The 17512-nt window shown below is 68.8% G+C and carries 17 protein-coding genes; 11 read left to right on the top strand and 6 right to left on the bottom strand.

Features of this window, described 5'->3' with window-relative positions:
- Positions 1-36 precede the first annotated feature (36 nt).
- From ACK41U_RS05415 to ACK41U_RS05405, 3 genes are read left to right on the top strand one after another with little or no spacing between them, the layout of a single operon-like run.
- Positions 37-702: a response regulator gene (locus ACK41U_RS05415; RefSeq protein WP_409677030.1), complete on the top strand. Its 666-nt coding sequence runs from the start codon at positions 37-39 to the stop codon at positions 700-702.
- Complete coding sequence (locus ACK41U_RS05410) at positions 699-2108, top strand: sensor histidine kinase N-terminal domain-containing protein (protein ID WP_409677028.1); 1410 nt, start codon at positions 699-701, stop codon at positions 2106-2108. The genes ACK41U_RS05415 and ACK41U_RS05410 overlap by 4 nt, the downstream gene beginning before the upstream one ends.
- Complete coding sequence (locus ACK41U_RS05405; protein ID WP_409677026.1) at positions 2078-3136, top strand: ABC transporter substrate-binding protein; 1059 nt, start codon at positions 2078-2080, stop codon at positions 3134-3136. The genes ACK41U_RS05410 and ACK41U_RS05405 overlap by 31 nt, the downstream gene beginning before the upstream one ends.
- On the opposite strand, the gene ACK41U_RS05400 is transcribed toward ACK41U_RS05405, so the two are convergent.
- Together ACK41U_RS05400 and ACK41U_RS05395 are read right to left on the bottom strand one after the other, a co-directional pair.
- A complete protein-coding gene (locus ACK41U_RS05400; RefSeq protein ID WP_409677024.1) occupies positions 3114-4376 on the bottom strand; it encodes a glycerate kinase in 1263 nt (420 codons plus the stop codon). The two genes, ACK41U_RS05405 and ACK41U_RS05400, sit on opposite strands and share 23 nt — an antisense overlap.
- Before the next feature lie 43 nt (positions 4377-4419).
- Positions 4420-5076, bottom strand: coding sequence for a winged helix-turn-helix transcriptional regulator (locus ACK41U_RS05395; RefSeq protein ID WP_409677022.1), 657 nt, complete (start codon positions 5074-5076; stop codon positions 4420-4422).
- Between the two features lie 97 nt (positions 5077-5173).
- Between ACK41U_RS05395 and ACK41U_RS05390 the strand changes: the two genes are divergently transcribed.
- The 3 genes from ACK41U_RS05390 (at position 5174) to ACK41U_RS05380 (ending at position 6946) form a co-directional block, all read left to right on the top strand.
- The gene (locus ACK41U_RS05390) at positions 5174-5902 is read left to right on the top strand and encodes a DUF1428 domain-containing protein (protein WP_409677020.1); all 729 of its coding nucleotides are present in this window, start codon (positions 5174-5176) and stop codon (positions 5900-5902) included.
- A 96-nt stretch (positions 5903-5998) separates the two neighbouring features.
- Complete coding sequence (locus tag ACK41U_RS05385; protein ID WP_409677018.1) at positions 5999-6556, top strand: DJ-1/PfpI family protein; 558 nt, start codon at positions 5999-6001, stop codon at positions 6554-6556.
- 27 nt (positions 6557-6583) lie between these two features.
- Positions 6584-6946, top strand: a complete 363-nt coding sequence (locus tag ACK41U_RS05380) for a ribbon-helix-helix domain-containing protein (protein WP_409677016.1) — start codon at positions 6584-6586, stop codon at positions 6944-6946.
- Positions 6947-6956: 10 nt separating this feature from the next.
- Here the strand turns inward: ACK41U_RS05380 and ACK41U_RS05375 are convergent, their stop codons facing one another.
- Both ACK41U_RS05375 and dksA read right to left on the bottom strand, forming a co-directional pair.
- On the bottom strand, positions 6957-8093 hold the full coding sequence (locus tag ACK41U_RS05375) for an FAD-dependent monooxygenase (protein WP_409677013.1): 1137 nt from the start codon (positions 8091-8093) through the stop codon (positions 6957-6959).
- Between the two features lie 22 nt (positions 8094-8115).
- A complete protein-coding gene (dksA, locus tag ACK41U_RS05370) occupies positions 8116-8538 on the bottom strand; it encodes an RNA polymerase-binding protein DksA (RefSeq protein WP_409677011.1) in 423 nt (140 codons plus the stop codon).
- Between the two features lie 172 nt (positions 8539-8710).
- On the opposite strand from dksA, the gene ACK41U_RS05365 reads away from it, so the two are divergent.
- Both ACK41U_RS05365 and ACK41U_RS05360 read left to right on the top strand, forming a co-directional pair.
- Positions 8711-9553 (top strand): AAA family ATPase, encoded by an 843-nt coding sequence (locus ACK41U_RS05365; RefSeq protein ID WP_409677009.1) that lies wholly within the window; start codon positions 8711-8713, stop codon positions 9551-9553.
- Between the two features lie 92 nt (positions 9554-9645).
- Complete coding sequence (locus ACK41U_RS05360) at positions 9646-10932, top strand: O-acetylhomoserine aminocarboxypropyltransferase/cysteine synthase family protein (RefSeq protein ID WP_409677007.1); 1287 nt, start codon at positions 9646-9648, stop codon at positions 10930-10932.
- 64 nt (positions 10933-10996) lie between these two features.
- Here the strand turns inward: ACK41U_RS05360 and ACK41U_RS05355 are convergent, their stop codons facing one another.
- A complete protein-coding gene (locus tag ACK41U_RS05355) occupies positions 10997-11845 on the bottom strand; it encodes an SIMPL domain-containing protein (RefSeq protein ID WP_409677005.1) in 849 nt (282 codons plus the stop codon).
- A 199-nt stretch (positions 11846-12044) separates the two neighbouring features.
- Between ACK41U_RS05355 and ACK41U_RS05350 the strand changes: the two genes are divergently transcribed.
- Positions 12045-15329: a hypothetical protein gene (locus ACK41U_RS05350; protein WP_409677003.1), complete on the top strand. Its 3285-nt coding sequence runs from the start codon at positions 12045-12047 to the stop codon at positions 15327-15329.
- 27 nt (positions 15330-15356) lie between these two features.
- On the opposite strand, the gene ACK41U_RS05345 is transcribed toward ACK41U_RS05350, so the two are convergent.
- Complete coding sequence (locus ACK41U_RS05345; protein WP_409677001.1) at positions 15357-16382, bottom strand: TraB/GumN family protein; 1026 nt, start codon at positions 16380-16382, stop codon at positions 15357-15359.
- A gap of 186 nt (positions 16383-16568) precedes the next feature.
- Here ACK41U_RS05345 and ACK41U_RS05340 point away from each other — a divergent pair, with 186 nt between their 5' ends.
- Positions 16569-16856, top strand: coding sequence for a co-chaperone GroES (locus tag ACK41U_RS05340; RefSeq protein ID WP_409676999.1), 288 nt, complete (start codon positions 16569-16571; stop codon positions 16854-16856).
- A gap of 46 nt (positions 16857-16902) precedes the next feature.
- Positions 16903-17512 (top strand): TCP-1/cpn60 chaperonin family protein (locus tag ACK41U_RS05335; protein ID WP_409676997.1); only part of this gene is annotated, 610 nt, incomplete at its 3' end.

Genomic DNA, 17512 nt, shown 5'->3' with positions numbered 1-17512 from the left:
CACGAACCTGTCACGGACTGACGAAAAACCCGGCAGATGCGATTTTTACTGGTCGAAGACAGCGCAGAACTGGCACAGGCCGTCGCATCGCGGCTGGCGATAGAGGGGCATGGCGTGGACCATGCCGCCACGCTGGCCGATGCGCGGCTGTTTCTGGAAAGCGTGCCTTACGACCTGATCCTGCTTGATATTTCCTTGCCTGACGGGGACGGTCGCGACTTTCTGGTGCGCGAACGGGCCGCGCGACGCGACACGCCGGTGATCATGATGACGGCCTCTGCCTCGGTCAGTGACCGGGTCGGCACGCTGGATCAGGGGGCGGACGATTACATCACCAAACCCTTCGATTTCGCCGAATTGCAGGCCCGCTGCCGCGCCGTTCTGCGCCGCCATGCGGGGGCCGCCGACAGCCGCCGTCATTTCGCGGGCTTCACCTTTGACGCGCTGGCCGCCTGCGTGACCGTGGCAGGCGAGACCCGCGAATTGCGGGCGCGCGAATTGCGGCTGCTGGAAATCCTGCTGTCGCGCCCCGGTCAGGCCTATTCCAAATCGCATCTGATCGACCGGCTGTTTTCCTTCGACGAAGAGGTCAGCGACAATGCGATCGAGGTCTATGTGGGCCGGTTGCGCCGCAAGCTGGACGGCTCGGGCGCGCGGATCGAGACGCTGCGCGGCGTGGGCTACCGGCTGACCCCGGAATGAGCGCCGCGACCCGTGCCCTGCGCCGCGCGATGGAGCCTGCGCGCATCCGGTCGCTGCGCCGGCGTCTGGTCTGGCAGTTTCTGGTCCTGTCCACGCTGCTGGTCGCGGGGCTGTTCGTGACCGTGGGCTGGGTGGCCGAGCGTGCCTCGCGCGCGTCGCAGGATGCGGTGCTGGGGGCTGCCGTGACCGCCATCGCCGAAGGCGTGCGCAGCGTCGATGAGGGGCTGGAGCTGAACCTGCCCTATGCGACATTCTCGATGCTGGGCGCGATGGGGGACGAGCGGATCTTTTACGCCGTGCTTGTCGGCGGGCAGGTGGTGACCGGCTATGAGGGCCTGCCGCCGCCGCCACAGCCGCCCTTGGGACTGGCGCCGGTGTTCTGGGGCGACAGCTATCAGGGCGCGGCACTGCGTCTTGCGGCGGTCGCGCGGCCCATGCTGATCGACGGTCGCATCGCGCCGGTGACCGTGATCCTTGGCCAGACGCGGCAGGGGCAGGCCGCGATCGCGCGCGAGACGGCTTTGGGTGCGACCTGGGTGGCGCTGGGGTTTCTGGCGCTGGCGCTGCCGGTGGCGCTGCTGGCGGCGCAGGCGGTGCTGGCGCCGGTGCAGCGGCTGGCGCAGGTGGTCGCGGCGCGCGGCCCGCGTGATCTGTCGCCCGTGCGCCACCCCACCCCGCGCGAACTGGCGCCCTTGCTGCGATCCGTGAACGGGCTGATCGCGCGCCTGCGCGCCGCCCTCGATCTGGCCGAGACCTTCATCTTCGAGGCCGCGCACCGCATCCGCACGCCCCTGTCGCTGGTGCGCACCGAGGCGGAACTGGCGCTGGCCGAAACGCAAGACGAGGCCACCCGCACCCGCCTGCGGCGCATGGTGCGCGCCATCGGGGAAAGCAGCCGCTCGGCCAGCCAGATCCTGGATCATGCGATGGTGATGTATCGCACCGACCAGTTCGACGCAGCAGCCATGGACCTGAGCGTGCTGACGGCCTCCGTCCTGCGCGCGGTGCAGCCTCTGGCCGAGATGCGCGACATCACCATCACCGCAACCGGGCTGGACGCGCCCTGCCCCGTCGTCGGAGATGAGCGGATGCTGGAGATTGCCCTGCGCAACATTCTGGACAACGCCGTGAAATATTCGCGCGCCGAGGGCGTGATCGCGCTGGACCTGTCGCAGACGGGTGGCAAGGCCGTGCTGAGCCTGCGCGACGACGGGCGCGGGCTGGCGGGCGATCCGGCGCTGCTTGTCACCCGGTTCCGCAGGGGCGACAATGTCGGTGATGTGGCGGGCTCGGGTCTGGGCCTGACCATCGTGTCCGAAGTCGCCGCCGCCCATCGCGGCCGCTTTCAACTGGTCCCGCGACCCGAGGGGGGAACATGCGCCTTGCTCAGCTTGCCGCTGGCCTGATCGCCGCGACGCTGGCCCTTGCGGCCCCCGGCCATGGCTATGAAATCGAGGCCGAGCGTGTCTTTGGCCCCGACGACGCGCCCCGTATCGCGGTTCTGTCGACCACCGACATGCAGGCCTTTGCCCCGGTGCTGGAGGACTTCGTGGCCCGTCATCCGGGTCATGCGATCCGCTATGTGCAGGCGTCGTCGACCCAGATCTACCGGGCGATCGCCGAAGAGGGGGCGCGGTTCGATCTGGTCATCTCATCCGCGATGGATCTGCAGATGCGGCTGGTGAATGACGGCTTTGCCGCGCCGGTCATGCCCCCGGCGGCCGGTCTGCCCGACTGGGCGCGCTGGCGCGATCAGCTATGGGGCATCGCGCTGGAGCCGGTCGTGACGCTGGCCTCGCGCAGCGCCTTTGCGGGCCTGCCCATTCCGCGCACGCGGCGCGAGCTGATCGCCACCCTGCGCGCCCATCCCGACCGCTTTCAGGGCCGGATCGGCAGCTATGATCCGCAGATCTCGGGCGTGGGGTATTTCCTCGTGTCGCAGGACGATCAGGTCTCGGACGGGTTCTGGCGGCTGGCCGAGGTGATGGGGCGGCTGAACGCGCAGCTGTATTGCTGCTGGGGTGAGATGATCGACGATCTGCGCGCGGGCGAGCTGTCGGTGGTCTATAATGTGGTCGCAAGCTATGCCGCGCGCTACCGGCCCGACGATCCCGATCTGATTCAGATCGCTGTGGATGACTATATTCTGGCCATCATCCGGTCCGCCTTCCTGCCGGTGAACGCGCCCGATCCCGAAGGCGGCGAGCGGTTCCTGTCCTATCTGCTGTCGCCCCCGGCGCAGGAACTGATCGCCGGGGCCAGCGGCGTGGCGCTGATCGAGGGCACTGGCCCCGACCCCGCCCCGCAATTGCGCCCGATCCGGCTGGATGCAGGCCTGCTGGTCTATGGCGACCGGCTGCGCCGTGCGGGCCTGCTGTCGGAATGGCAGGCCGCACTGGATCAACCCGCCCTCAGCCCAGCAGAACAGCCCTGAAATCGTTGACATTCGTGCCTGTGGGGCCGGGCTGGAACAGATCGCCAAGCGCGTCGAACGCGGTCCAGCTGTCATGCCCCGCCAGCAGCGCGCGCGGCGACAGGCCAAGCGCGCGCAGCCGCGCCGCCGTGGTCCCATCGGCAAAGGCACCCGCATTCGCCTCGGACCCGTCGATGCCGTCGGTATCGGCGGCCAGCGCGTGAAAGCGGCACCCCTCGGCGGCCAGCGCCAGCGCCAGCAGAAACTCGCTGTTGCGCCCGCCTTTGCCGCAACCATCGCGGATGCTGACCGTGGTCTCGCCCCCCGACAACAGCAGCACCGGGCGCCGGAAAGGCCGGTCACGCGTGGCAATCTCGCGCAGGATGGCGGCGTGGACGCGACCCACATCGGCGGCCTCGCCCTCGACGCTGTCGGACAGGATCGCCGCCGGCATCCCGGACGCCTGAGCCGCTGCCTCCAGCGACAGGCGGGCCGAGGCGATGACGCTGTGCCGGTGGCCTGCAAGGCGCGGATCATCGGGCAGCGGCGCGGGCGCCCCCTCGCCCGCCAGATGGTCGTGCAGCCGGGGCGGCAGGTCGATGCGATAGTCGCGCAGCATCTGGCGCGCATCTTCGCGGGTGGTGGCATCGGCCAGCGTCGGGCCGGATGCGACCTGCGCCGGATCGTCGCCCGGCACGTCCGACACGACCAGCGTGACCACCCGCGCCGGATGCGCCGCCAGCGCCAGCCGCCCGCCCTTGATGGCCGAAAACTGCTTGCGGATCGCGTTCATCCCCCCGATCGGCGCGCCCGAGGCCAGCAGCACCCGGTTCAGATCCGCCTCATCGTCAAGCGTCAGCCCCCCGGCAGGCATCGGCAGCAGCGCCGAGCCGCCGCCGCAGATCAGCGCCACCACCAGATCCTGCGGCCCCAGCCCCGAGACTGCCGCCATCAGCGCCTGCGCGGCGACCAGCCCGGCGGCATCGGGCACCGGATGCGCGGCCTCCAGCACCCGGATCCGGCGCGTGGGACAGGCATATCCGTAGCGGGTCACGACCACACCCGAACAGGGGCCTGGCCACAGATCCTCGAAGGCGCGGGCAAGCTGGGCCGCGCCCTTGCCCGCGCCGATGACGACGGTACGCCCCTGCGGCATCTCGGGCAGATGCGCGGCCAGCGCCTGCCGGGGATCGGCGGCCGCGACGGCGGCCTCGAAGAGGCCGGTCAGAAAGCGGCGGGGATCGGGGTGGGGGGTGCTCATCTGCGTCTCATCTCGTGGCCCTCAGACCCCCGAGCATAGGCAATCACCCCTGCGGCGCCAGCCGGAACAGGCGCAGAAAATCCGCAGCCGCCGCCATATCGCCGCGCAGCCCGACCCCGCTAGCCACGACCAGATCGGCCAGTGGCACCGCGCCATAGACCGCAATCGCCAGCGTATTGCCGCTGCCCGACAGCACAAAGGGCGCATCGGACCGTGCGACCGGGCGGGTCTGCAGCTGTCCCCCGGCCAGCCGCATCTCGAAGGTCTCGTTGCCGAAATCGAACCCCGCCCGCGCCTCGTGCCCCTGCGCCGCGTCCCGCATCAGGGTCACTCCCATCGAGATCATCAGCGCCGAGGGGCTGATAAAGCGCCCCGGATCATGGCCCGGCACCGTCAGCGCCCACCGGCACAACGCCTCCAGCACCGGCAGCAGGCCGCGCCCGGTATCGGTCAGCGCGTAAAGGCCAAGGCGCGCGTCGTGATCCACCACCCCGGCCTGCGCCAGCTGCGCCAGCCGGCCCGTCAGCACGCTGGCGGTGACGCCGGGCAGGCCCGCACGGATCATCTGGAACCGCTTGGGTCCGAACATCAGTTCGCGCACCACCAACAGCGCCCATCTGTCCCCGATCAGATTCAGCGCATGCGAGGCCAGACAGCCTTCGTCATAGCGGAGACGGGGGAAATTTGCCTGCTCGGTCATTTTTACATACTTACAGTTGTTTTTTAATACTACCGCTGGCACCATCAGGGCACAAGCGGGAATCACCCCCTGCCACAGCAACCGAAAGGAACGCGACATGACTTTTCTCACCGGCTCGGTGGCGGCAGTGCCGACGGCCAACAAGGCCAGATACCTTGAACATGTGAAGGCGGTCTGGCCGCTGATGAAATCCTATGGCGCCACCCGGATGGTCGAGACATGGGGCGTGGATGTGCCCCGTGGCAAGGTCACCGATTTTTACGGCGCGGTGGAGGCCCGCGATGACGAGACCATCGTGTTCGCGTGGATCGAATGGCCCGACAGGGCGACGGCGGATGCCGCCTGGCCCAGGATGCAAAGCGATCCGGCGATGAAAGAGATCCCCGAGATGCCGTTTGACGGCAGCCGCATGATCTTTGGCGGCTTCGCCCCGGTCTTTGAGGCCGGACCGCGCGCAGGCGGGGGCTATTATCAGGGCTTCCTGCTGGCCGTGCCCGAGGGCAATCAGGACGCCTATGTCCAGATGGCCGCAGAGGGCTGGGCGATGTTTCACAAGGGCGGCGCCCTCGGCATGGTCGAGACATGGGGCGTCGATGTCCCACGCGGCAAGGTCACTGACATCTACCGCGCCACCAGGGCCGAAGCCGGTGAGGTTCCGGTCTTCAGCTGGACCCTCTGGCCCGACCGCGCCACCTGCGACGCCGCCGCCCGCGCGATGGAGGCCGAGATGGCCGGTTTCGACGCCTCGCAGATGCCCTTTGACGGGATGCGCATGATGTGGGCCGGGTTCGAGCCGCTGTTTGACAGCGACGCGGCCCCAGCCTGAGGCCATCCGGGGCCGCGGATGTAGTATCCGGCTACCACCCGTGGCCCCGCCCCGCGCCCTAGCCTTGCCGATACCATCAGCAAGGGAGGATGTGAGATGGCAAGGATCCTGATGATCACCGGCGACTATACCGAGGATTATGAAACCATGGTCCCGTTCCAGTGCCTGCTGGCCTGCGGTCACGAGGTGGACGCGGTCTGCCCCGACAAGGCGGCGGGCGAGACGGTCAAGACCGCGATCCATGATTTCGAGGGCGATCAGACCTATTCCGAGAAGCCCGGCCACAATTTCGCGCTGACCGCCGATTTCGCCGCCGTGGACCCCGCCAGCTATGACGCGCTGGTCGTGCCCGGCGGGCGGGCGCCGGAATATCTGCGCATGAACCCGCAGGTGCTGGACATGGTCCGGCATTTCTTTGACGCGGGCAAGCCGGTCGCGGCGATCTGTCATGGCGCGCAGCTGCTGGCGGCGGCGGGGGTGCTGACGGGGCGGACCTGTTCGGCCTATCCGGCCTGCGCCTATGAGGTCACCGCCTCGGGCGGCACCTTCGCCGATATTGCGGTGACAGAGGCCGTCACCGATGGCAATCTGGTGACCGCGCCCGCCTGGCCCGCGCATCCGGCATGGCTGCGGCAGTTCATGGCGATCCTCTGACATCACCGGGAAGGGAGGCGACTTGCGATGTGCGAATTGTTCATCAAGGCCGATGCCAGCCAATGGCAAAGCCGCACCCACAGCCTGCGCATCGACGGGGTCGCCACCTCGATCCGGATCGAGGCGCATTTCTGGGACACCCTGACCGAGATCGGCGCCCGCGACGGGCTGACCGTCGCGCAGCTGATCACCCGCCTGTGGCACGAGGCGGTGGATGCCGATCACGACCTTGGCAATTTCACCTCGTTCCTGCGGGTCTGCTGCGCGCGCTATCACGCGCTGATCGCCATGGGTGAAATCTCGGCCGACCGGCGCCGCCCGATTGCCAGCCACCCCGCGCGCGAAATACTGGCGCGAGAGGCCAGCCGTCGCAGCCTGCGCATGAACTAGCCGCGGCGCTTCAGAGCGCCTCGGCCACCGGGTCGAAATCATAGAGCCAGTCGAACCGCGCGGGCATCAGGCCGGGCGCGAACCGGCCCGCCAGACGCAGGACGCTGTGGCCGATCAGGCGGCGGGCGCCGGTCAGGTGATAGTTGCGGGCATTGGCCGTGGCCGCATCGACGATGCGTGCCGTGCGCGGCAGGCGGGCCGCCTGATAGCGCGCCAGGGCGGCGGACTGGTCGGGATCGGCGTCCAGACAGGCGGCCAGCACCCAGGCGTCCTCGATCGCCATGACCGCGCCCTGCGCCAGAAAGGGCAGCGTCGGATGCGCGGCGTCGCCCAGCAGCGCGACGCGCCCGTCCTGCCAGACCGGCGCGACATGGTGGCGGAACAGCCCCCACAGATGCGCCTGCGTGACCGCCGCCAGCCAGCCCTGAACCGGCCCGCCAAAGCCCGCAAAGGCGGCGCGCAGATCGTCGGGATCGCCGGGCTGGGACCAGCCCTCATCCTGCCACTCGCGCCGCTCGGTCACGGCAACGATATTACGCAGCCCGCCGGCCAGAGGATAGCTGACCAGATGGCGGCCCGGCCCCATGAAGACCTGCGCCGGCGCCGGGCCGCTGCTGTCATCGGGGATCAGCGCGCGCCATGCGGTCTGGCCGGTGAAAAAGGGCACCTCGCGCCCGTTCAGCGCCACCCGCATGCGCGAATGCAGGCCATCGGCGCCGATGACCAGCGGCGTGTCGGGCGGGGTCCGGACCTCCTGCCCCAGCCGCAGATCGACGCCGGCTGTGCGGGCGGCATCGGTCAGACAGTCCAGCAGCCGCGCCCGGTGGATCATGCGGAATGACGCATCGGGCCGGTGCCGGGCCATGTCCAGATGCAGCACGGGCCTTGCGTGGTGGTCAAACAGCCGCACGCCCTGACCGGGCCGCGAGACCTGCGCCACCGCCTGATCCAGCCCCAGAGCCGTCAGCACCCGCATCCCGTTGGGCGACAGCTGCAGCCCCGCGCCCAGTTCGGACAGTTGCGGCGCCCGTTCCAGCACCCGCACCTGCGCCCCGCGCCGCGCCAGCGCCAGCGCCGCCGTGACCCCGCCGATGCCGCCGCCCACGACCGTCACCGCGCGCCCCGAAAGGGCGCCGGTGGCGGTCATGGCGAGCCTGCCTGTGCCACGGTCAGTCGTCGCGGTGGACGCGCTCTTTGCGCTCGTGCCGCTCTTGCGCTTCCAGCGTCATGGTGGCGATGGGGCGGGCGTCAAGGCGGCGCAGGCTGATCGGCTCACCGGTCATCTCGCAATAGCCGAAATCGCCGGTTTCGATCCGGCGCAGCGCCGCGTCGATTTTCGAGACCAGCTTGCGCTGACGGTCGCGGGTGCGCAGCTCGATCGCGCGGTCGGTTTCCTCGCTGGCGCGATCGGCCAGATCGGGCACGGACCGGGCGCTGTCCTGCAGACCTTCCAGCGTCTCGGCGGACAGGTCCAGCAATTCCTGCTTCCAGGCTTCCAGCTTGCGCCGGAAATATTCGAGATGACGCTCATTCATGAACGGCTCGTCCTCGGCAGGGCGATAGTCCTGGGGAAGGAAGGTCTGGGCTTTCATACGTCCTCCGGCGGCGCCGGGCGGGTCAGAAATTCCGGCACCTTGCGCGCCCCCATAAAGTATGACGTGCTGCTTGTCACTAGGCTCTGCACCATGATGATGCGTATTGTGCAAAGCCGTTCCGCCGGGCCATCAAGTGCGCGCAAATACCTTGCCGAAAAGGAGAGTTCAGATGCAGTTTTCGGGAACCGCCCGCTATGTCGCCCCGCCCGATCTGGCGATGGCCGTGAACGCCGCCGTGACATTGGAGCGCCCGCTGCTGGTCAAGGGCGAGCCGGGCACCGGCAAGACCGAACTGGCGCGGCAGGTGGCCGCGTCCCTTGGTCTGCCGATCATCGAATGGCATGTGAAATCGACCACCAAGGCGCAGCAGGGCCTTTACGAATACGATGCCGTCAGCCGCCTGCGCGACAGCCAGCTGGGCGAGGCGCGGGTGCATGATGTCGGCAACTATATCCGCAAGGGCAAGCTGTGGCAGGCCTTCGAGGCGCCCGCCAAGGTGGTGCTGCTGATTGACGAGGTGGACAAGGCCGATATCGAGTTTCCCAACGACCTGTTGCAGGAGCTGGACCGGATGGAGTTCCATGTCTACGAGACCGGCGAGACGATCCGCGCGCGGCACCGGCCCATCGTCATCATCACCTCGAACAACGAAAAGGAACTGCCCGACGCGTTTCTGCGGCGCTGTTTCTTTCATTTCATCCGCTTTCCCGATGCCCAGACCCTGCGCGCCATCGTCGAGGTGCATTATCCCGGCCTGAAGCCGCGCCTGCTGGACGAGGCGCTGCGCCAGTTCACTGAGTTGCGCGAGGTGCCGGGCCTGCGCAAGAAGCCCTCGACCAGCGAGTTTCTGGACTGGCTGAAGCTGATTCTGGCCGAGGATCTGGCGCCCGAGGATCTGGCCCGCGACCCGGCCACGATGCTGCCCCGGCTGCATGGCGCGTTGCTGAAGAACGAGCAGGATGTGGGGTTGTTCGAAAAGCTGGCCTTCATGGCCCGGCGGCAGGGGCGGTAAAGGGGGGATTGGGCAACGAAGACATGGCAGGGCGGTTGCAGCCGGGGCGCGCGCCCGGCTAGGCTGCGGCCCGAGGGATAAGGGAGGCTCGGATGAGCGACAGTCACGGCTTTGACACTTTGGCCATTCATGCGGGCAGCGCGCCCGACCCGGCCACCGGCGCGCGGCAGGTGCCGATCTATCAGACCACCGCCTATGCGTTCCGCGATGCCGATCACGCGGCGCGGTTGTTCAACCTGCAGGAGGTCGGATACATCTATTCGCGCCTGACCAATCCGACCGTGTCCGCCCTGCAGGCGCGGATTGCGGCGCTGGAGGGGGGCGCGGGCGCGGTCTGCTGTTCCTCGGGGCATGCGGCGCAACTGCTGGCGCTGTTCCCGCTGATGGCGCCGGGGCGCAATATCGTGGCCTCGACGCGGCTTTACGGCGGCACCGTCACCCAGTTCAGCCACACGATCCGGCGCTTTGGCTGGTCGGCGAAATTCGTGGATTTCGACGATCCGGCGGCGCTGGAGGCGGCCATCGACGGGGACACCCGCGCGGTGTTCTGCGAATCGATCAGCAATCCGGGCGGCTATGTGACCGACATTCCGGCGGTGGCGAAAATCGCCGATGCGGCGGGCATTCCGCTGATCGTAGACAACACGCTGGCCACGCCCTATCTGTGCCGCCCGATCGAGATGGGCGCGACGCTGGTCGTGCACAGCCTGACCAAATACATGACCGGCAACGGCACCGTGACCGGCGGTGTCGTGGTGGACAGTGGCCGCTTTGACTGGTCGGCCAGCGACAAGTTCCCCAGCCTGTCGGCGCCCGAGCCTGCCTATCACGGGCTGACATTCCACGAGACCTTCGGCGCGCTGGCCTTTACCTTCCACGGCATTGCCATCGGGCTGCGCGATCTGGGCATGACCATGAACCCGCAGGGCGCGCATTACACGCTGATGGGGATCGAGACGCTTGGCCTGCGGATGGAGCGTCACGTCGCCAATGCGGTCCGGGTCGCGGAATGGCTGGAAAATGACCCGCGCGTCGAGCGGGTGACCTATGCCGGGTTGAAAAGCTCGCCCTGGAACGCGACGGCCGGGCGGCTGTATCCCAAGGGGGCGGGCGCGTTGTTCACCTTTGCGATCAAAGGCGGCTATGCGGCGGCGGTCAGACTGGTCGATTCGATGAAGCTGTTCAGCCATGTCGCCAATCTGGGCGATGCGCGGTCGCTGGTGATCCATTCCGCCTCCACCACGCACCGGCAGCTGACCGAGGATCAGCAGCGCGCCGCAGGGGCCGCGCCCGAGGTCGTGCGCCTGTCGATCGGGATCGAGAACCCGGATGATCTGATCGCCGATCTGGATCAGGCACTGGCCGCAGCCACCGCCTGAACGGGGTGTCGGGGGGCGATCATGCCCCCCGACATTGGTTTTGCTGCATTGGTTTTGCTGCGGGTCAGTTTGCCGGTTCGGCGGGGGCGTCATCGCCCGGCATGTCGCCCGGCACCATATCGCCATGCGGCATCCGGTGACGCTGCATCGGGGCGCAGGCCTCTTCGCCCGTCAGCGCATATTCGATCTCGACCTGCGCCGTCATCGACAGTTCGCCGGGCTGGACCGGGACCGAACTGTCGGCCATCGCCGCCTCCATCCGCATCATCGGGCGCGGACCGCCACCACCCTGCGCCAGATCGCGCAGCGTCAGGACCGGGCCAAGCGACAGGCCAGCCGCGCCCGCCAGCACCTCGGCCTTGCGGCGGGCGTCCTCGACCGCATCGCGGCGCGCGGCGTCCAGCGGCTCGGCCCCGTCTTCACGCGTGAAAGCGATGCCCTGAATTTCGTTCGCACCGGCCGCGACGATCGCATCAAGCACCTCGCCCAGCCGCGCCAGTTCGGCGACGCGGATGCTGACAAGGTTGGTCGCCTGATAGCCGGTCACCGTGGGCGCCACGCCGTCAGCATATTGCATCAGCGGGCTGAGGTTCAGCCCCGAGGTCTGGATATCGGCCTCGGCCAGCCCAGCCTCACGCAAGGCCGCGATCACGGCGGCCTGCTGGTCGGAATTCTGGCGCATCGCCTCGGCCGCGCTGTCGGCCTGTGTGGTGACACCCAGTTGCACGGTCGCCAGATCGGGTGCGATCCGCGACTGCCCCTCGCCCGTCACGGTCAGGCGCGACAGCCCCTGCATCGGCCCGCAGGCCTGACCGACCGGCGCAGCCAGCGCCTGACCCGCGAACAAGAGTGCCAGAACGGGCGCCAGCGCCGTTGTGGCGAAGCGGCGCGGGGAACGGGAGAATTGCGGCATGGAGTGTCCTTTCGACTCGGAGGCTGCGGCCATCCTTGTGCCCCATTGCCCCGTGACAGAATAGCGCGCTCATGACGGAAAAGCGTTCACAGATGCGCCAGTTCCGCTTTTCGATTTGTCTGTTTTGCGATAGTGATAGGGAACATCAACGACATCGTGCCACGGAACGCATGATGCAAATCGAGCAGCGAAACATAACATGAATCAGCACGCCGCCGCACCCGAGTTTGCCATGAGCTTCACCGAAGAGGCCGTGCTGCTTGAAAGACGTGAAGGCCTTGACTGGCGTCCGCTTGGTCAGGCCCGTTTTGCCGAGGGGGATCTGGCCTTTGTCCTCGGGGGTCTGCGCGATGACGCAGGCGGCCAGTCGGGCGAACTCGACACCGTTCTGGTGATCCCCGAGGATCAGATCCTCTATACCTCGCTGACCGTGCCGTTCGGCTCGGACACGCAGGCCATCATTGCGCGCGCGCTTGAGGCGCTGACGCCCTATGGGGCGGGCGAACTGGTCTTTGACTGGTGCCCCGCCGCCACCGGCGACATCGAAACGCTGCGCGTGGCGGCTGTCACGCGGCGCACGCTGGAAGAGGCCGAGGATTTTGCGCGGGCGCAAGGCTTCCGCCCGTCCGGGTTTCAGGCGCGGCCGGGCGACGACCGCTTTGAGGGCAACCCCGATTTCGGTCCCTCGCGCCTTGCCGCCGAGCAGTTCAACCGCCGTCCCTTCAGCGAGCCGGATCTGACCCAGGCCCGCGTGACCGCGCCGGTCATCGACCTGACCGAACCCGGCGTGCCGCAAGCGCCGGTGTCCTCGCGCATTACGCCGCATGTGGTGGTCGCGACCGCGACCGCCGCGCAGCCAGGGGCCGAACCTGCGCCCGAAGCCTCGGCCAAGGCCGCCGCCGGGGCCGCACCGGCCCCTCAGGCGGAGTCTGCCGCAGAGGCCGCGACGCGCCCGGTGATCCGTCACGGCCAGCTTGCCCAACCCGGACCTGCGCTGTCACCGCGCGCCAAGGCGGTCCATGACCGCGCCGCGGGCGCGCGCGCCCTGCGTGCCGAGCCTGCGGCAGACCAGCCAGAGGGCCGCAACCGGCTTGTCAGCGGCTGGCGCGGTCTGGATCTGACGCGCTTGCCGGTCATGGTCGCGTTGCTGGCCGGGCTGCTGGTTCTGGGCTTGTGGTTTCTGGGCCAGCGCCCCGACCAGCCGCAGGTTGCGGCCAACCCGGGCGCGGCATCTGACGCCCCCGCAATCGCCGATCCGGTGGCGGGCGAACTGTCACAGACCGACGCCCCCCCTGCCGTGCCCCCGGTTGCACCCGCTTTGCCGGTCGAGACCGCTGCGCCAGAGACTGCGGCACCCCAGCCTGCCGGAACCCAGCCTGCCGGAACCGAGCCTGCCGCACCCCAAGCTGCCGGGGATGAGCCTGTCACCCAACAGCCTGCGCCAACCGGGGACAGCGGCACAGCGCCGCTGGCGCGCCCGCAGCAGGCGGCCACCCCCCCGGCCACCGCACCCGGAACCGAAGCTCGGGAGCCTGCCGAGGTCATCGCCACGCCGCCTGCCGCGACCGCAGCGGATCAGGGCGACGATGCCCTGACCCGTGCGCTGAACGAGGCGCTTGGCATCGCCCCGTCAGATCAGGCCCCGTCAGATCAGGCTGGGTCAGATCAGGCCGCACCGTTCACCGCCAGTGATCCGGCAACGCAGGCGACGACACAAGCTGCGACACAAGCTGCGACCCTCGCCGCGGCACTTGCCCCGGCAGAGGCACAGCCTGCGGCAGAGCCCGCGCAAAGCGCAGCGGCAAGCCCACCGCCTGCGCCCGCACCTGCGCCTGCGTCAACCCCCGCAGCAGCGCCTGCCGGTGTTCAGGCCGCTGCGACCAGCGCGGCGCGCCTGACCGCGTCGCCGCGTCCGCCGCGAGCGGCCCCCGCCCGTGCTGAGGCACCGGCAACGCCCGATCCTCGTCCGGCCGTGCCGTCCAGCCCGGCACCCTTTGCGCAGGCCGGCACAGGCCCCGCACCCGTCGCAAGCGCCACGCGTCCCCCGGCACGTCCTGCCACCCGTCCGGCAGCAGCGCCCGCAGCAGCGCCCGCAGCGGCACCCGCCGCAGCGACCGCGCCATCTGATGCGGCTGCGGCACCCCGCCCCCCCAGCGCGCCCCCCGCAGCACGTCCGGCGACAAGCGGTCAGCAGCCCGCCAATGCGCCCGCAGCCGCACCAGCGGCACCCTCACCCACGGCCACGGCGCCAGCCGCGACCGCACCCGGCGGTGCGCGTCCGCCCGCGCGCCCTGCCAATCTGTCTCTGCTGGAAGAAGGCAGCGCCATCGAAGAGGCCGAACCCCGCCGCCTGACCGAGGCCGAGCGCGCGCTGATCATGCGTCAGCTGCGCGATCTGCGCACCGCTCAGGCCGGGGCCACCGGGTTCAGCGAGGCCGAGCGCGGGCTGGTCTTCCAGCTGGCCGATGCGCGCCCCTTGCGCAAGCCGGTGGCGGTGCGCGGGCCGACGCAGGCCGCCGTCGCCGCCGCTGTGTCAGAGGCGATCAGCAGTGATCGCCCACAGCCGCGCAGCGCCACCACCCCGGCCAGCCCGCCAGCCGCCAATCCTTCGACCGCCGCCGTCGCAACAAGCGCGCCCCCATCTGCATCCGCATCGGGGACGCTGGCACGCTCGGCACGTCCGCAGGCCCGGCCCGGCGCGCTTGCCGGACGTCCGCCCGCGGCCCGCCGGTCGGCCGGGGCGGTCGAAAGTGCCATCGCCGCCGCTGTCGCTGACAGCCCCGCATCGCCGGGCGCCGTGGCGTTGACGGCGCTGTCCTCATCGCCGTTGCCCCCGCGCCGCAGCCGTGCGGCCAGCGCTGTTGCAAGTGCCGCTGGCACAGCCTCGACCGTCACCAGCAATGCCATGCTGGCCACCGCGGCCCCCGTCGCTGCTGCCGCCGCGGCCGGTCCCCCTGCGGCTGATCTGCGCGCCGCCGCCGAAGCACAGGCGGCCGATGCGGCGATGGCGGCGCAGCGCCGTCAGGATGCCGAGCTGCAGGCCCAGGCCGAGGCCCGTGCCCGTGCCCATGCCGCCGCCGACGCCCGTGCCGATGCGCAGGCCCGCGCGCAGGCCGAAGCCCGCGCCCGTGCGCAGGCCGAGGCCGAGGCCCGCACCGCTGCCGCCCGCAACCAGCAATACCGCGCCCCCGAAGTTGATAACGAGCCCGATGTCGTCGCAGCGGTCCCGCAAGGTGCGATCGGCAATGCCGCCGAAACCGCCACGGTCAAGGATGGCATCCGGCTGAACAGCACCCAGATCATCGGCACGGTCGGCGCCGGTCAGGCCAGCCGCGCCCTGGTGCGCCTGTCCAACGGACGGGTGCTGACATTGCGGATCGGTGACAAGATCAATGGCGGCACCATCACCGAGATCCGCGACAGCCGCATCATCTATAACCGCAACGGCCAGCTGCAGGCGCTTGGGGTGCTGAACGGCCAGTAGCGCGCGGGGCCGCGGGCAGAGGAACGATCAGTCGTCCAGCCGCTCGATCTCGAACCCCTCCTGCGCCAGCAGGTTCAGCACCCCGGCCTCGCCCGGCAGATGCAGCGCGCCAAAGCCCGCGACGATGTGGCGCCCGTCGCGGGCGGCCTCATCGGCGCCCTCGATCAGCGGCGCGATCCACGCCCGGTTGCGCTGATCCATCAGCCGGTCCTGCGCCAGCGCCAGCTGGGCGTCGATCTCGTCCCGCCCCAGCCCCGAATTGGCATAGGCGTCATGGCGGGCGAACTCCCAGATCTTCCAGACGTCGCCCTCGAAATAGGCATCCGTCAGCGTCACCGCGTAGTCATCGGCATGGGCGGCGGCAGGCAGGTTCGCGCGGATCATGTCCAGCTCCTGCCCGGGCGTCAGATCGTCAAACAGCGAAAAAACGGTGTCCCACGGCTCAAGCGCGCGGATGGGCAGATCATGTGCCCCGGCGCGCTGCATCAGCATCTGGTCCAACCCCTCGGCCACCCCGCCCGCCTCGGCCATCTGGCGCATCATGCAGGGCGAAATGCCCAGCATCATCGACACATACCAGGGCCGCATCCGCGAGGCGACGATGGCAGGTATGCCGCGCTCTGACAGGGCGTCGGACAGGGTCTGCCATTCCTGCGGGGTCAGCCGTTCGGGCAGGGTCGCGCCCTCGGGGTCCACCATCAGCGACGGGTCACGGGCCAGCGCGTCGGCCAGCTGCGCCTGCTGATCGGGGCCGGCCTCCACGAACAGCGCCGCCGCGCCGTCCAGTTCCGGGGCGACGCGGTCCAGCAGGGCGGCATGGCGCGGATCGTCGAAATGATAGGTCCCGGCCAGCACCATCCGGGCCTCGCCGCGCGTGGCCCGGAACAGCAGGCCGTTGCGGAAGGGCACGCCCTCGGTCGCGGCCTCGATCGCGGCGGCACGCTCGGGCGGCATGGTCTGAAACAGGTTCTGCCCCTCGCAGACCGAGGCCTGCGCCGCAGAGAATCCGCAGCCCAGAACAAATGTCACCGCTGTCACGACATGGCGCGTCATCGCCGTCTCCCTGCCCATCCGATTTCGGGCGGACTGTGGCACATCGGGCGGCGGCCTTCCACCCGACGCGGGACAACAGCCCGTTGACATCGCCGCGAGACCGTCCTAAATCACCGTCATTGGCACTCGCAGTCGGTGAGTGCCAACAACGAAACACTGCAACCTGAAATATCGGAGTGTTCTGACATGGCTTTCACACCCCTGCATGACCGCGTGCTGGTCCGCCGCGTCCAAGGCGAAGAAAAGACCAAGGGCGGTCTGATCATCCCGGACAACGCCAAGGAAAAACCCGCCGAGGGCGAGGTCATCTCGACCGGCGAAGGCGCACGCAAGGACTCGGGCGAGCTGATCGCGCCGACCGTCAAGGCAGGCGACAAGGTTCTGTTCGGCAAATGGTCGGGCACCGAAGTCACGATCGACGGCGAAGAGCTGCTGATCATGAAGGAAAGCGACATTCTGGGCGTGATCAACTGATCCCCGGACTGTTCCATCCTTCCCCCAAGATATTAGGAGACTCATAATGGCTGCTAAAGAAGTCAAGTTCGGCACCGACGCCCGCGACCGCATGCTGAAAGGCATCAACACGCTGGCCGATGCCGTCAAGGTCACGCTTGGTCCCAAGGGCCGCAACGTGGTCATCGACAAATCCTTTGGTGCGCCCCGCATCACCAAGGACGGTGTCTCGGTCGCCAAAGAGATCGAACTGTCCGACAAGTTCGAGAATATGGGCGCTCAGATGGTCCGCGAAGTCGCTTCGCGCACCAATGACACCGCAGGCGACGGCACCACGACCGCGACCGTGCTGACCCAAGCCATCGTCAAAGAGGGCATGAAGGCCGTTGCGGCCGGCATGAACCCGATGGACCTGAAGCGCGGCATCGACCTGGCCACCTCGAAAGTGGTCGAAGCGATCAAAGCGGCCTCGCGTCCCGTCACCGACAGCGACGAAGTTGCGCAGGTCGGCACGATCTCGGCCAATGGCGAAGCTGTGATCGGCCGCTTCATCGCTGACGCGATGCAGAAGGTCGGCAACGAGGGTGTCATCACCGTCGAAGAGAACAAGGGGATGGAGACCGAGGTCGAAGTCGTCGAAGGCATGCAGTTCGACCGCGGCTACCTGTCGCCCTACT

This window comes from Paracoccus sp. (in: a-proteobacteria), from assembly GCF_046289755.1.
GTDB lineage: Bacteria > Pseudomonadota > Alphaproteobacteria > Rhodobacterales > Rhodobacteraceae > Paracoccus.
Note: the sequence above shows the minus strand (reverse complement) of the source record. Positions and strands in the feature narration are given on the sequence as shown.